This window comes from Campylobacter sp. 2014D-0258, assembly GCF_008000495.1.
Lineage (GTDB): Bacteria > Campylobacterota > Campylobacteria > Campylobacterales > Campylobacteraceae > Campylobacter_D > Campylobacter_D jejuni.
This window is the reverse complement of record NZ_VOAR01000025.1, coordinates 147026-164670: the sequence shown is the minus strand read 5'-3', so window position 1 is coordinate 164670 and position 17645 is coordinate 147026. Positions and strand designations below refer to the sequence as shown.

Below are 17645 nucleotides of genomic sequence, written 5' to 3'. Positions count from 1 at the left end.
GAGAGCGATCTATCAGACTTTCCATTTGTTTAATATATCAGCCACTTTTTTAAAATCATTTTCTTTCATTGTTGGCGATATAGGTAATGACAAAACTTCTTGATGGATGTTTTCTGTTACGGGTAGTTGTAAATGATTTAAATCTTTATAGCATTTTTGCTTATGAGGAGGGATAGGATAGTGTATAATAGTTTGAATATCATGATTATTTAGATAGTGTTGTAATTCATCTCTAAGCTTTGTTTTGACTATAAATAGATGCCAAACATGATCAAATTTATTACTAGGTAATATAATATTTTCATTTTTTATATTTTGTAGATAAAAATTTGCTATGTTTTTTCTTTTATTATTGTCTTCATCTAAATATTTTAATTTTATATCCAAAAAAGCAGCTTGTATCTCATCTAATCTAGAATTTAATCCTATATATAAATTTTCATATTTTTTATGAGAGCCATAGTTTGCTAAAGCTCTAATTTTGGATGCAAAATTATCATCATTGGTGCAAATACACCCAGCATCCCCTAAAGCACCTAAATTTTTACCAGGGTAAAAAGAAAAACCGGCGGCATCTCCCAAATTTCCAACTCGTTTATCTTTATAAATAGCGCCATGTGCTTGAGCACAATCTTCTATAATTTTTAAATTGTATTTATTAGCTAACAACTGAATTTTTTCCATATCACAAACTTGACCATAAAGATGAACAACCATGATAGCTTTAGTTTTTTTTGTGATCTTTTCTTCTATTAAATCAGGATTTATGTTGTAAGTATTGATATCAGGCTCTATCAGTATAGGTTTGCATTTATTATCAGTTATAGCTAAAATTGATGCTATGTATGTATTTGCGGGAACTATGATTTCGTCATTTTCTTTAAAATTATAAGCTTTTATGATCAATCTTAAAGCATCAAGTCCATTTGCAACGCCTATGCAATGTTTAACCCCACAATATTTTGCAAAATTATTTTCAAATTTTTCACATTGCTTTCCAAGTATATACCAACCACTTTCTAGAATTTCTTTAAATTTTGTTATAAATTCAGTATTAAATCTATCATTTATTTGTTTTAAGTCTAAAAATTTTATCATTTGATTTCCATTATTATAAAATTAAAAATTAAAATAAATACAATTATACCTAATAATAAAGCTGTATAATTAAACATTTTTTTATATTTTCTATATTTTTTTATAAAAATATCCCCTGTATCGCATTTTTTTGCTAATTGTAGATAGTCTTTAAATGTAAAATTATATTTTTCATATAAAATTTTAGCATTGGCATCATTTTTATAAAATTCCATTATTTTATGATAACCCCAATATTTTTTATATATGTTGTCAGATTCTAAAGCCATTATTCCTAAAAAAAAAGGCAATGTCTCTTGATAAGGTTTTATATTTGTTTTATTTACTTCTTTATGAAAAATTTGCTCTAATAAAAATATATTATCAAATTTTAAGTAAGTATCTAAGAGCATTTCTGTTTCTAGGTTTTCTCGAGTTGTTGTGATGCTATTATGAGCACTTATATTTGTTTTGTCTCTAGTTCTTCTGTATCTTATAAGTTGTGTTTCAAGTATTTTAATTTCGCCAATATTTAATATATCAATATGCATCTTCATATCTTGATAGTTGCACATTGAATTTGGTAAAGGATATAATTTTTCAAAAACATCTCTTTTTAAAGATAATCCAACTGATGTTAAGCAGTTGTATCGCATAAATAAATAATATAATAATTCTACCTTATTTCTTTGTTTTAATGGATATAAGTTCCCTAAAATTTCATTATTTTCATCTATACAAATCAAATTTGGATATACAGCTATAATATCATTATCTTTAAATGTTTTATAGATAATTTCTAAAGCATTTTTTTCTAATATATCATCACTCGCGCAAAATACTATGTATTCTCCATTTGAGTTTTCGAAAGCTGTATTTAATGTCGCATTTATACCTTTGTTAAATTCATGTTTTATAAGTTTTATTTTTGGATCTTTAAATTTTTGAATTTCTTTTGTGCTATTATCACTTGAACAATCATCTACTATAATGAGCTCAAAATCACTAAAACTTTGCTCTAAAACACTTTGTAAAAAATAACTCACATATTTTTCATGATTAAAACATGGGGTTAGAATGGAAATTTTTGCCATTACTTTATCCTTGTAATATTATAACTTATTTAATTTTTGAGCGATAATTTTAAATCCATCAATACCTGAAATTATAAAATAGTTTTCAAATTCTTGAAAGACATTATATCCTATAAATTCGTTTACTAAAATAGATTTAATAATTTTACTATTATTGATAATGGGAAGTTGATATTCTTGAAAAATAAATGCTCGAATTTAATTATGTGTTTCAAAACTTGTTTTTTAAAATTAATTTCTATGATCAAGGTTTATATCTTTTTTTGAAAAATGATTTTAATAATATTTTAGACTATTTATAGATATTTCTTATATTTTTCTTTTGCAATTTCATATTCTTGTTTTGAAATGTTAAAATAAAAATTATCAACATCTTCTTTAATAATTTTAGCACCAAATTTTTTATGAAAGGCTACAACTCTATCGTTATCTTTTCTTACATCAAAATGACTAGCATTAAAACCTAAATTATAAAATGCGAATTCATACACATTCATAACAACCTCTATGGATATATAAAAGGCAACCCCATGTTTTATTATAAAACTTCCCCAGCAAAAAGAATCGTCAATAAAGTCATACAATCTAACTAGGCCTAACTTTTCATTATTTTTATTTCTGATTGTAAAATAAAATTCTTTTTTATTTTTTTCTCTCTTCTTATATAATCTAATCCATTCTCTTTGCTTTTTTATATCATTATCTATTTTGTTTAAAAATTTATTTTTTACAACATCACTTCTGAGTTCAAAAATAAATCCAGCATCTTCGTCATCAACTAAATACATATTAATATTTTTTCCAATTATGCAAAAATCACTCATTTGCATAATCCTTGTAAAAAATTATTGTTTTGAAATAATTTTGCAATAATAAGTTGTATTGGCTGCAATATCTTTTGTAACGATAGCCCCCCCCCCTATCACTGCATTTTCTCCTATAATTACACCTGGTAAAATTGTCGCATTAGCACCAATACTCGCGCCTTTTTTAATTATAGTTTTTAAAAATTCTTTTGGATATTGTTTTGATTTTGGATATTTATCATTGCAAAATGTTACATTTGGCCCTATAAAAACATTATCTTCTATTGTTATACCATCCCATATTTGAACCCCGCACTTAATCGTAACATTATCTCCAATCACAACATCATTTTCTATAAAGCAATGAGAACATATATTGCAATTATCTCCTATTTTAGCATTAGGTAAAACTACGCAAAATTGCCATATATTTGTATTTTTACCTATATTACTACTTTGTACATCTGACATTTTATGTATCATTAATATTCCTTAAAAATTCATCATAATTTCTTATATACTCTTTTTCATCATAAAAATCACTTGCCAAAACTAGCAATTTTGCTCCATAAGAAAAATTTTTCATTTCTCTCCACATATTTTTACCTATATAAAGACCCATATCAGGACGATTTAAACAAATTTTTTCACAATTTTTTCCATCATTTAGTATTATATCACAAGAACCACTCATCATTATAAGCACTTGCTCTAAATTTTTATGTGCATGTGCTCCTCTTGGAAAATTTGGATCTGTATCAAATATATAATACACCCTTTTTATCTCAAATGGAATTTCTTTATTGCTTTCTAAAGCTACTAATTTACCTCTATCATCTTTTATGGCATCTAACTTTAAAATTTTATAATTTTTCATGCCACTTTTAAGGCATGATTTTTATAGCATACCCCCCCCCCGCCGCCCTATATTATTTTTTAATTCACAAAAATACTTATAATCATAAATATACTCTTTTTCATCATAATAAGTATTTGTTAATACCAATAAAATACAATCTTTAGAAAAATTATACATTTGTTTCCATATCATTTTATCTATATATAAGCCTTTGGTTTTATCATTTAATATTATTTTTTGTTTTGTTTGTCCATCGTCTATTAAAATTTCGCAACTTCCATTTAAAGCTATAAAAATAAATTCTGAATTTAAATTAGCATGATCACCTCTTATTGAATCATTTAAAAAATCATATATATAAAAAATTCTTTTAATTTCAAATGGACAATTTACATCTTTTTGATGGACATTTAATATTGAATTTTTACTATTTATGGTTTTGAATTTTAATATTGTATAGTTCAAATTTAACCCTTGTATTTTTTAATATACCATTGTATAGTTTTATCTAAACCGCTATTAAAATTTTCTTGTGCTTTCCAACCTATAACCCTCTGTAATTTTGTCGGATCTATGGCATATCTTCTATCATGACCTGCTCTATCCTTTACAAAAGTAATTTGCTCTTTATAAGAAGTATTTTTTGGCAATACATTATCTAAATAAGAACAAATTTTATTAGCTATGTCTATATTTTGCCATTCTTCATTTGTTCCTATATTAAATACATCAAAAAAGCTATTATTTTCTTTTATCTTTTCAAAAGCATATTTATAAATACTTTCTATAGCCACGCAATGATCTTTTACATATAGCCAATCTCTTATATTCTTACCATCTCCATATATTGGAATTTGAGCGTTATTTAATGCATTTCTTATTATGGTAGGTATAAGTTTTTCATCATGCTGAAAAGGTCCGTAATTGTTAGAACAATTAGAAATAACAGCATTTAATCCATAAGTATGATGATAACTTCTAACAAGCATATCAGCACTTGCTTTTGAAGCTGAATAAGGGGAATTTGGAGCATAAGCGTTATCTTCTGTAAATTTTCCATTTTCTTCCAAAGATCCATAAACTTCATCTGTACTTATTTGATAAAAGAAACTTTGTTTAAATTCGTCTTTTTTAAGAAAAGGTTCGAGAAACCAAGTTTTATAAGCTGAGTTTAATAAATTCCAAGTTCCGTATATATTTGTTTTTATAAAAATATCTGGATTTTTTATAGAATTATCTACATGTGATTCTGCTGCAAAATTTATAACCGCATTTATTTTATATTTGCTGAAAATTTCATTAACCAAAAAAACATCACTTATATCTCCTTGAATAAATACATAATTAGGATTATTTTTTAATTTATTTAAATTTGATATATTGCTAGCATATGTTAAAAAATCTAAATTTATAATTTTAGCATCTGGATTTTTCTCAAAAAAATATAATAAAAAATTACTACCTATAAAACCAGCTCCGCCAGTAACTAAAATATACATTATTTTCCTTGACTAAGTATTTTATATAAATATTGACCATAATTACTTTTTGAAAGTAACAATGCTCTTTTTTCTAGGGTTTCATTATCTATCCAGTTGTTATTGTAGGCTATTTCTTCTAAGCAGGCAATCTTATAACCCTGCCTTAATTCTATGGTTTGCACAAACGAACTAGCTTCTATAAGACTATCGTGAGTTCCTGTGTCAATCCAAGCAAAACCTCTTCCTAAATGTTGTGATTTTAGCTTATTTAACCTTAAATATTCTATATTTACATCTGTTATTTCAAGTTCTCCTCTTGCACTTGGTTTTATATTTTTTGCAATATCTATAGCGTCATTATTATAAAAATATAAACCAGTTGCCACATAGTTGCTTTTTGGATTTTTGGGTTTTTCTTCTAGGCTTAAAACATTTCCATTTTGATCCATTTCTACCACTCCAAATCTTTCTGGATCTTTTACATGATAAGAAAAAATACTAGCAAACCCTTTTTTTAAGTCATCTTTTGCATTTTCCAAAATATCACTAAAGCCTTGTCCGTAAAAAATATTATCTCCTAAAATTAATGCAATATCATCATTTTGAATAAAATCTTGCGCCAAAATAAGTCCTTGCGCTAAACCTTCTGGACGCTCTTGAATTTTATACTGAATTTGCATTCCAAGAAAAGAACCATCTTTGAATAGCTCTTTAAATCTATCAATATCTTTTGGAGTAGAAATAATCAAAACTTCTTTAATTTTTGCAAGCATTAAAACAGACATAGGATAATAAATCATTGGTTTATCGTATATAGGTAAAAGTTGCTTGCATAAAGTTAATGTGCTAGGATAAAGCCTAGTTCCACTACCTCCAGCTAAAATAATGCCTTTCATTGTTGCACTCCTATTTAATATATTTCCAAAAAGTATATTGTGCATAAAGCTTTGCTATGATAAAACCTCTTTTGCCTTCTAAAAAACCTAATTTTACAAAATAAAGTTTAAAAAAAGTCCAATAAGGATTTATTAAAGCTTTAAGAAGGTTATTTTTTTTAGGATTTAGACTTGAGTATTTGTTTTGTTTATCTATAAATTGCTCGATATTTTCATAAGCATAATGTAAAAAATGATGTTTTAATTTCCCTATTTTTTCTTGACAGATTATGCTTTCGTGAACTTCTCTTTCATTAAATTTGGCATATTTTTTATGAAATAGTCTTATGTTATAATCAGGATATAGCCCCATTTTTGTTATTGTTTCTCCAAAGAAAAAATTTAATCTTGCTACTTTGTATGCTTTAAATGATGGATTTTTAATTATTTGCAATACTTCCTCTTTTAATTCTTCAGTAAAAACTTCATCACTATCTAAAACAAATATCCAATCATTATTTGCTTTTTCAACTCCAAATTGTTTTTGCTTTCCAAAACCAAGCCAATCTTGATGGAAAATTTTCACGTTTTTAAAAGTTTTTGCTATTATTAAACTATCATCTGTGCTTCCGCTATCTATTAAAATAATTTCATTGGCAAAATTAACACTTTGTAATACTTCTTGAAGATATTTTTGGCTATTAAAAGTTAGTATTACTATTGAAATATTCATGAGTATATTCCTTGATTATAACTAGCAAAGCGTCTATGAAAAAAAAAGTATTCCCAAGGTCTTTTTTTAATCATTTCTTCGCAACTTTGTGCTTGATAAAGTGTCAGTTCTTCTAAACTTGCATTTTGAGAATCTTTTGCTTTAAAAAACTCTATGCAAAATTTACCCTCTTCTTTATAGGCATAAACAGGGATGATCAAAGCATTGCTTCTTTGTGCGATAAGGCTTGCTCCCATTTGATAATTCACTTCTTTGTTAAAAAATTTTAATCTTACGCTTTCGTTTTCTACGCAGTCTTGATCAGTTAAAATTCCCAAAGTTCTCCCTTTTTTTAGAGCGCTTAGCATTTGTCTTATGCCGCCTTTTTTGTCGATAAGTTCTATGTCAAATTGGGTGCGACTTTGGCTTAAAATTTCATACATAATTTCACTTTTTAACTTTTTCCCTACTATAGAAATTGCACCATATTTAGCTGCATAAGCAAGGCTTAAAATTTCCCAGTTTCCATAGTGTGCAGTTATGAAGATAATAGGACGCTTTAAAGCTAGAGCATCTATAAGAAAATTTTCATTAATGAAATTTACTTTATTGAGAATTTTTTCTTTAGTGGTGTTTTGATTTTGCAAACAATCAATCCCAAATTGAGCAAAATTTTCATAAATTTTTAAAGACAATTTATCGCGTTCTTTTTGAGTGTATTGAGGAAAACAGATTTGCAAATTTGTATCGATGATTTTGCGGTGTTTTTTGTTAAGATGAAAAGCGATTCTTGCTACAATCAAAGCTAAAAAATGCAAGATACAATCAGGCATAAAAGTAACAAAAAATTTCAAAATATAATAAAGACTAAGATATATTCTATCGCTATTTTTCATTAAGTAAGCCTTTGGCAAGTTTGAAGATATCTTCTTCTTCTATACGCGTGATACAAAAATCACTTTTATCGATATGCTTGGCATTTTGAATTTTTTTACCTGTATTAATGATTTTATTGATATGAGTTTGAAAAGCATTGCGGTAGCTTGGTGTTGCACCAAAAATCGTAATAGATGCTTTATTTAAAGCAAAAGCTAAATGTGTTGGACCGCTATCATTTCCTATGATAAGATCCATTATTTTTGTAAAAGCCATTAGCTCTTCAAGATTAAATTTTGGCGCTAATTCTATATGTGTTTCATCAATACCACTAAGATTTAAAACCTCTTTAGCAAATTCGTATTCTTTTACATTTCCCCAAGCGAGCCAAATTTTTGTTTGTTGAAATTCATTGATTAAAAGTTTGCAAAGTATAGCAAGTTTGGTTTTAGGATAGATTTTATTTTCTACACTTGAGCCCACATGTATGAGTATGTTTTTTTCGTTTTTGTCGAGTTTGAGTTTATTATTTAAGAGTTGTTTTAAATTTTCATCTACGCTAAAAATATCTTGTTTAAAGGCTAAATTTTTGACATTAAAATCAGTATTTAACATAAAGGAGGTAAGACTTAAGTATCTTACAAATACATTTTCATTGTAATCTAACTCAAGTTTTTGGTTGTAGAAATTATGAGCAAAACTTTCTTTAAGACTATTTTTATCAAAACCAAAATTATTTCTACTTAAAATTCGACTTACAATAGCAGATTTTATGAGCCCTTGTAGATCTATTACTGCATTATAGTTGTTTTTTCTTGCTTTAAGAAGAATTTTTAGGCTTTTTAAAATTTTTTTGTCTTTTAAGGGCAGGGCATAGAGTTTGTCTATTAAAGGATGGTTTTTAAGTATACCTTCAAATTTTTCATCTACAAACCAATGAATTTCTATATCTTTTTTAAAATTTTTGATAAATTGCAAAACCACGGCACTTTGTATAATATCACCAAGTGCTGACAAACGAACAATTGCTATTTTCATTAAAAGCCTAATATTTTAAAATTTTTTGCTATGATTTTAGCGAAATTATTTAAAAAAAGGTTAAAAATGGCAAAAAATGAAGGTTATATTTGTGTTTTTGATTGTGAGAGTGTGCCAGATGTTGAGCTTATCCGCAAAACTTTGGGTTTTGAAGGAAGTGATTTAGAGGTAAGTTTAAAAGCACTTCAGTGGCAAAAAGAACAAAGTGGGAGTGAGTTTTTGCCTTTGCCTTATCATAAAATTATCAGTATTTGTGCGGTTTTAAGTGATAATTTTGGAAAATTTATCAAAGTAAATAAAATTGATGGGCAAAATGAAAAAGAAATGATTGAGAATTTTTTCAATTTTATAGAAAATTATGAGCCAAAATTAGTCAGCTTTAATGGTAAAAATTTCGATATGCCTGTTCTTGTTTTAAGGGCTTTAAAATACAATTTAAAAGCAGCAACTTATTTAGATACTCAAAGCGATAAATGGAATAATTATAAAACAAGATTTTCAGAATTAAAACATTGTGATTTATTAGAATCCTTAGGATCTAATGGGCGTGGAATAAAGCTTGATACACTTTGCTCTATGGTGGGTTTGCCAGGAAAATATGATGTGCATGGCGATGAGGTGATGAAACTTTTTTATGAAAATGAACTTGAAAAAATTCACGAATATTGTGAAAGTGATGTTTTAAACACCTATATGCTTTTTTTAAAATATGAACTTATTAAAGCTAATGTTAGTGAAGAAGATTATGTTGATTTTCTTTCTTATATGAGAGATTTTTTGCGTGAAAAAAAATCAGATCGTTCCTATACAGAAGTTTTTGCAAAAGCTTGTGAGAGTGAAATTTCAAAAGTTCAATCTTAAGTATTTAAGAAAATATATTAAAATTTATTTTTGACATTTTTTAAAAAAAGGAATGATGATGAAAATTCTTATTAGCGGTGGTGCAGGTTATATAGGTTCTCATACTTTAAGACAATTTTTAAAAACAGATCATGAAATTTGTGTTTTAGATAATCTTTCTAAGGGTTCTAAAATCGCAATAGAAGATTTGCAAAAAATAAGAGCTTTTAAATTTTTCGAACAAGATTTAAGTGATTTTCAAGGCGTAAAAGCATTGTTTGAGAGAGAAAAATTTGACGCTATTGTGCATTTTGCAGCAAGCATTGAAGTTTTTGAAAGTATGCAAAATCCTTTAAAATATTATATGAACAACACTGTTAATACGACAAATCTCATCGAAACTTGTTTGCAAACTGGAGTAAATAAATTTATATTTTCTTCAACGGCAGCCACTTATGGCGAACCACAAACTCCTGTTGTGAGCGAAACAAGCCCTTTGGTACCTATTAATCCTTATGGGCGTAGTAAGCTTATGAGTGAAGAGGTTTTGCGTGATGCAAGTATGGCAAATCCTGAATTTAAGCATTGTATTTTAAGATATTTTAATGTTGCAGGTGCTTGTATGGATTATACTTTAGGACAACGCTATCCAAAAGCAACATTACTCATAAAAGTTGCAGCTGAATGTGCCGCAGGAAAACGTGATAAACTTTTCATATTTGGCGATGATTATGATACAAAAGATGGTGCTTGCATAAGAGATTTTATCCATGTAGATGATATTTCAAGTGCGCATTTAGCGGCTTTGGATTATTTACAAGAGAATGAAAGTAATGTTTTTAATGTAGGTTATGGGCATGGTTTTAGTGTCAAAGAAGTGATTGAAGCGATGAAAAAAGTTAGTGGAGTGGATTTTAAAGTAGAACTTGCCCCACGCCGTGCAGGTGATCCTAGTGTGTTGATTTCTGATGCAAGTAAAATCAGAAATCTTACTTCTTGGCAGCCTAAATATGATGATTTAGAGCTTATTTGCAAATCTGCTTTTGATTGGGAAAAACAGTGTTAAAAAAACTTTTTTTTATTTTAAGTAAGGAAGATAAAAATTTTTTATTTTTTTTGCTTGTTTTTTCAGTATTTGTTTCTTTTATAGAAACTTTTGCGATTTCTTTGGTAATGCCTTTTATCACTTTGGCCAGTGATTTTTCTTATTTTGATCGTAATAAATATTTAATCAGCTTAAAAGAATATCTTAATATCCCTGTTTTTGAAATCATTGTTTATTTTGGGGTGGGGCTTATTGTTTTTTATGTGTTTAGAGCTTTGTTAAATGCGTATTATTTTCATCTTTTAGCAAGATTTTCTAAAGGGCGTTATCATGTGATCGCTTATAAGGTTTTTTCTAAATTTTTAAATATTAATTATGAAAAATTTACTCAAAAAAATCAATCTGAAATTTTAAAGTCCATTACAGGGGAAGTTTATAATCTAAGCACTATGATTTCATCATTTTTGCTTTTGATGAGTGAAATTTTTGTAGTGCTTTTGCTTTATGCTTTAATGCTTTTGATTAATTATAAAATCACTTTATTTTTAAGTATTTTTATGGTGTTAAATGCCTTTATTTTAGTGAAAATTTTAAGCCCTATCATTAAAAAAGCAGGAGTAAGACGCGAAGAAGCGATGAAAAATTTCTTTGAAATTTTAAATACAAATTTAAATAATTTCAAATTTATTAAGCTTAAAACCAAAGAAGATGGAGTATTAAGTCTTTTTAAAGCGCAAAGTGAAGCTTTTTCTAAAGCAAATATTACCAACGAAAGTGTAGCTGCGGTGCCTAGAATTTATCTTGAAGGAATAGGTTTTTGTGTACTTGTTTTTATCGTGGTATTTTTGGTGTTGAAAAATGAAAGTGATATTTCAGGTATTTTATCCACGATTTCTATTTTTGTTTTAGCACTTTATCGCTTAATGCCAAGTGCAAATCGTATTATTACAAGTTATCATGATTTGCTTTATTATCATTCTTCTTTGGATATTATTTATCAAAATTTAAGACAAGAAGAAGAAAATTTGGGCGAGGAAAAATTAAGCTTTAATCAAGAGCTTAAAATTTACAACCTTGGCTTTGGTTATGAGGGAAAAAAATATTTATTTAAAAATCTTAACTTAAACATTAAAAAAGGCGAAAAAATCGCTTTTATAGGGGAGAGTGGTTGCGGAAAAAGTACCTTAGTAGATCTTATCATAGGACTTTTAAAACCAAAAGAAGGGCAAATTTTAATTGATAAGCAAAAATTAAATGCAAGTAATGCAAAAAATTATCGCCAAAAAATAGGCTATATCCCGCAAAATATCTATCTTTTTAATGACAGCATAGCTAAAAATATCACTTTTGGAGATGCGGTTGATGAAGAAAAACTTAATAAGGTTATCAAACAAGCAAATTTAGAGCATTTTATAAAAAATTTACCTCAAGGAGTGCAAACAAAAGTGGGCGATGGAGGGAGTAATTTAAGCGGTGGACAAAAACAACGCATAGCTATAGCAAGAGCTTTATATTTAGAGCCTGAAATTTTAGTGCTTGATGAAGCAACTTCTGCGCTTGATACTCAAAGTGAAGCAAAAATCATGGATGAAATTTATAAAATTTCTAAAGATAAAACCATGATTATTATCGCACATCGCCTTTCTACGATAACGCAATGTGATAAGGTTTATCGTTTAGAACACGGTAAGCTTAAAGAGGAGAAATAATGAAAATAAGCTTTATTATCGCAACTTTAAATTCAGGAGGTGCTGAGCGTGTTTTAGTAACCTTAGCTAATGCACTTTGTAAAGAGCATGAAGTAAGTATTATTAAATTTCATGCAGGAGAATCTTTTTATAAGCTTGAAAATGAAGTTAAAGTTACAAGTTTAGAACAATTTAGATTTGATACACTTTATCATAAAATCGCAAGTCGTTTTAAGAAATTTTTTGCTTTAAGAAAGGCTTTGAAAGAAAGTAAGGCTGATGTTTTTATTTCTTTTTTGGATACGACTAATATTGCTTGTATTCTAGCTAATATAGGACTTAAAACTCCACTCATCATTAGCGAGCATAGTAATGAAGCGTATTTAAAATCTAAAACTTGGCGTTTTTTAAGAAGGGTAAGCTATCCTTTTTGTGATGCTTTAAGTGTGCTTGGAAGCAGTGATAAGGTGTATTATGAAAGATTTGTAAAAAGGGTTAAGCTTTTATTAAACCCTTGTCATTTTAGCGATGAAATTCCTTTTGATTCTAGTTTTGAAAAGGAAAATTTGGTTCTTTTTATAGGGCGTTTAGATCACAACAAAAACCCTGCAATGTTTTTAAAAGCTATAGCGCATTTGGATAAAAATTTGCAAGAAAATTATAAATTTGTTATAGCAGGAGATGGAGAGTTAAGGCAAGAACTTGAATACAAGGTAAAATCTTTAGGAATAAAAGTTGATTTTTTAGGACGAGTTGAAAATGTCAAGACTCTTTATGAAAAAGCAAAAGTGCTTTGTCTTTGTTCTTTTGTAGAGGGTTTGCCAACGGTTTTAATTGAAAGTTTGTATTTTGAGGTTTGTAGAATTTCAAGTTCTTATTATAATGGTGCTAAGGATTTAATCAAAGATAATCATGATGGGCTTTTGATAGGTTGTGATGATGAAATAGCACTTGCTAAAAAACTTGAACTTGTTTTAAATGATGAAAATTTTAGAAAAGAACTTGTAAATAATGCCAAACAAAGGTGTAAAGACTTTGAAATTTCTCATATCAAAGAAGAATGGCTTAAGCTTATAGCTGAGGTTAAAAATGCCTAAACTTTCTGTGATAGTACCAACTTTTAATCGTCAAGTTTTGTTAGAAAAGGCTATTAAAAGCATACAAAATCAAGATTTTAAAGATTTAGAAATTATTGTAAGCGATGATAATTCTAGCGATGATACTAAAAGTGTGGTGCAAAATTTACAAAAAGATGATGATCGCATTAAGTATTTTTTAAATCAAAATTACAAACAAGGCCCAAATGGCAATAAAAATAATGGCTTAGATCAAGCAAGTGGCGAGTTTGTAACTTTTTTAGATGATGATGATGAGCTTTTATCTGGGGCTTTAAGTACCTTGATGCAAAAAGCAAATGAGGGTTATGCTCATGTTTTTGGAAATTGTTTGATAGAAAAAGAAGGAAATTTAAGCAAGGAATTTAGCGGTAAGGGCTTGGAAAAAGATAGTGAAATTTCTAAAAAAGATTTTTTAATGGCTAAATTTAGCGGAGAGTTTTTTTCTGTTTTTAAAAAATCTCTACTTGAAAACAAGCGTTTTAATGAAGAATTTTATGGCAATGAAGCTGCGCTTTGGGTAAATTTATACAAGGAAAAAAGTTTTTATATCCATAAGGCTTTTAGGATTTATAGGATTTTTAGGCAAGATAGCGTGACTTTGGGTGCGAGTAAAAATGCTCATAGAGTGTATTTGGGATATTTAGAGCTTGCTAAAATTTTAGAAAATGAACTTAGAATGAGTAAGGATAAAGATTATAAAAAAACTTGTGCGAGTTATTATAAAATGGCAGCTTATTATGCAAAACTGGCAAAAAATTATAAAGCCCTTTATAAATGTTTGTTTAAAAGCCTGAGTATAAAAATCAATGCTCCTGCTTTGATATTACTCATTTTAAGTATAATTCCAAATAATATGATTGAAAAATTATCAAAAATTCGGGTGGCTTTATGCAAAAATTAGGCATTTTTATTTATTCTTTAGGAAGTGGTGGTGCTGAAAGAGTTGTGGCGACTTTATTGCCTATTTTAAGTTTGAAATTTGAAGTGCATTTGATCTTGATGAATGATAAAATTTCTTATGAAATTCCAGAGTGTCAAATTCATTTTTTAGAATGTTCAAAACTTAGTGAAAATCCTATTTTGAAATTTTTAAAACTACCTTTTTTGGCTTTAAAATACAAAAAACTTTGCAGCAATTTGGGTATTGATACAGAATTTGTTTTTTTAAATCGACCTAATTATATAGCCTTAATAGCAAGAATGTTTGGAAATAAAACCCGCCTTGTGATCAATGAATGTACTACGCCAAGTGTGATGTATGCGAAAAATAATTTTAATTCTTTGGCAAATAAATTTCTAATTTCTTTACTTTATCCAAGAGCTGATTTAATCTTGCCTAATTCTAAGGGAAATTTAGAAGATTTAGTGCAAAATTTTAGTATAAAACCAAAAAAATGTGAAATTTTATACAATGCCATCGATTTAGAAAACATAGAGCAAAAAGCTCTTGAAGATATAGCTTTAAAAGATAAATTTATTTTAAGTGTGGGTAGGCTTGATAAAGGTAAAAATCATGCTTTATTAATTCGTGCTTATGCGAGATTGAAAACAGATTTAAAGCTTGTGATTTTAGGTGAAGGTGTGCTTAAAGATGAGCTTTTAGCTTTGATTAAAGAATTAAATTTAGAAGAAAAGGTTTTGCTTTTAGGATTTGATAATAATCCTTATAAATACATGGCTAAATGCGAATTTTTTGCTTTTGCTTCTGTGTTTGAAGGTTTTTCAAATGTTTTAATCGAAAGTTTGGCTTGTTCTTGTGCGGTGGTTTGCACTGATCATAAAAGTGGTGCAAGAGAGCTTTTTGGCGATGATGAATTTGGACTTTTAGTAGAAGTAGATAATGAAAACTCTATGTTTCAGGGTTTAAAAACTATGCTTGAAGACGATAAATTAAGAAAAGCGTATAAAAACAAAGCTAAAACTAGGGCTAAAGCCTTTGATAAAGTAAAAATTGCACGCGATGCTTTGAAATATTTATTAGGATAAAAGATGTTGAAAAAAGAGTATTTAAAAAACCCTTATTTAGTTTTGTTCGCGACGATTATATTAGCTTATGTTTTTAGTGTATTTTGCAGGTTTTATTGGGTTTGGTGGGCAAGTGAGTTTAATGAGTATTTTTTCAATAATCAATTAATGATCATTTCAAACGATGGCTATGCCTTTGCTGAGGGCGCAAGAGATATGATAGCAGGTTTTCATCAGCCTAATGATTTGAGTTATTATGGATCTTCTTTATCTACGCTTACTTATTGGCTTTATAAAATCACACCTTTTTCTTTTGAAAGTATCATTTTATATATGAGTACTTTTTTATCTTCTTTGGTGGTGATTCCTATTATTTTACTAGCTAATGAATACAAACGTCCTTTAATGGGCTTTGTAGCTGCTCTTTTAGCAAGTGTAGCAAACAGTTATTATAATCGCACTATGAGTGGGTATTATGATACGGATATGTTGGTAATTGTTTTACCTATGTTTATTTTATTTTTTATGGTAAGAATGATTTTAAAAAAAGACTTTTTTTCATTGATTGCCTTGCCGTTATTTATAGGAATTTATCTTTGGTGGTATCCTTCAAGTTATACTTTAAATGTAGCTTTAATTGGACTTTTTTTAATTTATACACTTATTTTTCATAGAAAAGAAAAGATTTTTTATATAGCTGTGATTTTGTCTTCTCTTACTCTTTCAAATATAGCATGGTTTTATCAAAGTGCCATTATAGTAATACTTTTTGCTTTATTTGCTTTAGAGCAAAAACGCTTAAATTTTATGATTATAGGAATTTTAGGTAGTGCAACTTTGATATTTTTGATTTTAAGTGGTGGGGTTGATCCTATACTTTATCAGCTTAAATTTTATATTTTTAGAAGTGATGAAAGTGCGAATTTAACGCAGGGTTTTATGTATTTTAATGTCAATCAAACCATACAAGAAGTTGAAAATGTAGATCTTAGCGAATTTATGCGAAGAATTAGTGGTAGTGAAATTGTTTTCTTGTTTTCTTTGTTTGGTTTTGTATGGCTTTTGAGAAAACATAAAAGTATGATTATGGCTTTACCTATATTGGTGCTTGGTTTTTTAGCCTTAAAAGGGGGGCTTAGATTTACCATTTATTCTGTACCTGTAATGGCTTTAGGATTTGGTTTTTTATTGAGCGAGTTTAAGGCTATATTGGTTAAAAAATATAGCCAATTAACTTCAAATGTTTGTATTGTTTTTGCAATTGTTTTGACTTTGGCTCCAGTATTTATCCATATTTACAACTATAAAGCGCCAACAGTTTTTTCTCAAAATGAAGCATCATTATTAAATCAATTAAAAAATATAGCCAATAGAGAAGATTATGTGGTAACTTGGTGGGATTATGGTTATCCTGTGCGTTATTATAGCGATGTGAAAACTTTAGTAGATGGTGGAAAGCATTTAGGTAAGGATAATTTTTTCCCTTCTTTTTCTTTAAGCAAAGATGAACAAGCTGCAGCTAATATGGCAAGACTTAGTGTAGAATATACAGAAAAAAGCTTTTATGCTCCGCAAAATGATATTTTAAAATCAGACATTTTACAAGCCATGATGAAAGATTATAATCAAAGCAATGTGGATTTATTTCTAGCTTCATTATCAAAACCTGATTTTAAAATCGATACACCAAAAACTCGTGATATTTATCTTTATATGCCCGCTAGAATGTCTTTGATTTTTTCTACGGTGGCTAGTTTTTCTTTTATTAATTTAGATACAGGAGTTTTGGATAAACCTTTTACTTTTAGTACAGCTTATCCACTTGATGTTAAAAATGGAGAAATTTATCTTAGCAACGGAGTGGTTTTAAGTGATGATTTTAGAAGTTTTAAAATAGGTGATAATGTGGTTTCTGTAAATAGTATCGTAGAGATTAATTCTATTAAACAAGGTGAATACAAAATCACTCCAATCGATGATAAGGCTCAGTTTTATATTTTTTATTTAAAGGATAGTGCTATTCCTTATGCACAATTTATTTTAATGGATAAAACCATGTTTAATAGTGCTTATGTGCAAATGTTTTTTTTGGGAAATTATGATAAGAATTTATTTGACTTGGTGATTAATTCTAGAGATGCTAAGGTTTTTAAACTTAAAATTTAAGGGTT

The 17645-nt window shown here is 28.0% G+C and carries 18 protein-coding genes and 1 pseudogene; 7 read left to right on the top strand and 12 right to left on the bottom strand.

Features of this window, described 5'->3' with window-relative positions:
• Positions 1-12 precede the first annotated feature (12 nt).
• The 12 genes and pseudogenes from wlaRG to waaC form a co-directional block, all read right to left on the bottom strand.
• Complete coding sequence (gene wlaRG / locus SR62_RS05605) at positions 13-1098, bottom strand: class E lipooligosaccharide biosynthesis aminotransferase WlaRG (protein ID WP_002876187.1); 1086 nt, start codon at positions 1096-1098, stop codon at positions 13-15.
• A complete protein-coding gene (locus SR62_RS05600; protein ID WP_002876186.1) occupies positions 1095-2171 on the bottom strand; it encodes a glycosyltransferase family 2 protein in 1077 nt (358 codons plus the stop codon). The genes wlaRG and SR62_RS05600 overlap by 4 nt, the downstream gene beginning before the upstream one ends.
• An 18-nt stretch (positions 2172-2189) precedes the next feature.
• Positions 2190-2447 (bottom strand): annotated as a pseudogene (locus tag SR62_RS09500) (hypothetical protein); the annotation flags it as partial.
• A 20-nt stretch (positions 2448-2467) separates the two neighbouring features.
• Positions 2468-2995: a GNAT family N-acetyltransferase gene (locus tag SR62_RS05590; protein ID WP_002876185.1), complete on the bottom strand. Its 528-nt coding sequence runs from the start codon at positions 2993-2995 to the stop codon at positions 2468-2470.
• Positions 2996-3016: 21 nt separating this feature from the next.
• The gene (locus SR62_RS05585; protein WP_002860229.1) at positions 3017-3460 is read right to left on the bottom strand and encodes an N-acetyltransferase; all 444 of its coding nucleotides are present in this window, start codon (positions 3458-3460) and stop codon (positions 3017-3019) included.
• Positions 3450-3854, bottom strand: coding sequence for a class E lipooligosaccharide biosynthesis 3,4-ketoisomerase WlaRB (gene wlaRB / locus SR62_RS05580; RefSeq protein ID WP_002860228.1), 405 nt, complete (start codon positions 3852-3854; stop codon positions 3450-3452). The genes SR62_RS05585 and wlaRB overlap by 11 nt, the downstream gene beginning before the upstream one ends.
• Before the next feature lie 21 nt (positions 3855-3875).
• A complete protein-coding gene (gene wlaRA / locus SR62_RS05575) occupies positions 3876-4301 on the bottom strand; it encodes a class E lipooligosaccharide biosynthesis 3,4-ketoisomerase WlaRA (protein WP_002860227.1) in 426 nt (141 codons plus the stop codon).
• Positions 4302-4303: 2 nt separating this feature from the next.
• Positions 4304-5335 carry a dTDP-glucose 4,6-dehydratase gene (gene rfbB, locus SR62_RS05570; RefSeq protein WP_147502299.1) on the bottom strand — a complete coding sequence of 344 codons (1032 nt, stop codon included), beginning with the start codon at positions 5333-5335 and terminating at the stop codon, positions 4304-4306.
• Positions 5335-6213: a glucose-1-phosphate thymidylyltransferase RfbA gene (gene rfbA / locus SR62_RS05565; RefSeq protein ID WP_002869595.1), complete on the bottom strand. Its 879-nt coding sequence runs from the start codon at positions 6211-6213 to the stop codon at positions 5335-5337. Before rfbA ends, rfbB begins: the two co-directional genes overlap by 1 nt.
• A 10-nt stretch (positions 6214-6223) precedes the next feature.
• On the bottom strand, positions 6224-6925 hold the full coding sequence (locus SR62_RS05560; RefSeq protein ID WP_002876132.1) for a glycosyltransferase family 2 protein: 702 nt from the start codon (positions 6923-6925) through the stop codon (positions 6224-6226).
• Positions 6922-7800: a lipid A biosynthesis lauroyl acyltransferase HtrB gene (htrB, locus tag SR62_RS05555; protein ID WP_147502298.1), complete on the bottom strand. Its 879-nt coding sequence runs from the start codon at positions 7798-7800 to the stop codon at positions 6922-6924. The genes SR62_RS05560 and htrB overlap by 4 nt, the downstream gene beginning before the upstream one ends.
• A complete protein-coding gene (gene waaC / locus SR62_RS05550; RefSeq protein WP_002876134.1) occupies positions 7790-8818 on the bottom strand; it encodes a lipopolysaccharide heptosyltransferase I in 1029 nt (342 codons plus the stop codon). The genes htrB and waaC overlap by 11 nt, the downstream gene beginning before the upstream one ends.
• Before the next feature lie 66 nt (positions 8819-8884).
• On the opposite strand from waaC, the gene SR62_RS05545 reads away from it, so the two are divergent.
• Genes SR62_RS05545 through pglB form a run of 7 tightly spaced genes read left to right on the top strand, consistent with a single transcriptional unit; the run spans position 8885 to position 17640 of the window.
• Positions 8885-9679 (top strand): 3'-5' exonuclease, encoded by a 795-nt coding sequence (locus SR62_RS05545; protein ID WP_002860221.1) that lies wholly within the window; start codon positions 8885-8887, stop codon positions 9677-9679.
• 58 nt (positions 9680-9737) lie between these two features.
• Complete coding sequence (gene galE / locus SR62_RS05540) at positions 9738-10724, top strand: UDP-glucose 4-epimerase GalE (RefSeq protein WP_052778503.1); 987 nt, start codon at positions 9738-9740, stop codon at positions 10722-10724.
• A complete protein-coding gene (gene pglK, locus SR62_RS05535) occupies positions 10718-12412 on the top strand; it encodes an ABC-type lipopolysaccharide transporter PglK (protein WP_147502297.1) in 1695 nt (564 codons plus the stop codon). Before galE ends, pglK begins: the two co-directional genes overlap by 7 nt.
• Positions 12409-13488 carry a GalNAc-alpha-(1->4)-GalNAc-alpha-(1->3)-diNAcBac-PP-undecaprenol alpha-1,4-N-acetyl-D-galactosaminyltransferase gene (gene pglH / locus SR62_RS05530; RefSeq protein ID WP_074484151.1) on the top strand — a complete coding sequence of 360 codons (1080 nt, stop codon included), beginning with the start codon at positions 12409-12411 and terminating at the stop codon, positions 13486-13488. Before pglK ends, pglH begins: the two co-directional genes overlap by 4 nt.
• On the top strand, positions 13481-14410 hold the full coding sequence (gene pglI / locus SR62_RS05525; protein ID WP_002891888.1) for a GalNAc(5)-diNAcBac-PP-undecaprenol beta-1,3-glucosyltransferase: 930 nt from the start codon (positions 13481-13483) through the stop codon (positions 14408-14410). The genes pglH and pglI overlap by 8 nt, the downstream gene beginning before the upstream one ends.
• A complete protein-coding gene (gene pglJ / locus SR62_RS05520) occupies positions 14398-15495 on the top strand; it encodes an N-acetylgalactosamine-N,N'-diacetylbacillosaminyl-diphospho-undecaprenol 4-alpha-N-acetylgalactosaminyltransferase (RefSeq protein ID WP_002891890.1) in 1098 nt (365 codons plus the stop codon). Before pglI ends, pglJ begins: the two co-directional genes overlap by 13 nt.
• Positions 15496-15498: 3 nt before the next feature.
• Positions 15499-17640, top strand: coding sequence for an undecaprenyl-diphosphooligosaccharide--protein glycotransferase (gene pglB / locus SR62_RS05515; RefSeq protein WP_002891892.1), 2142 nt, complete (start codon positions 15499-15501; stop codon positions 17638-17640).
• The last annotated feature ends 5 nt before the right edge of the window (positions 17641-17645 follow it).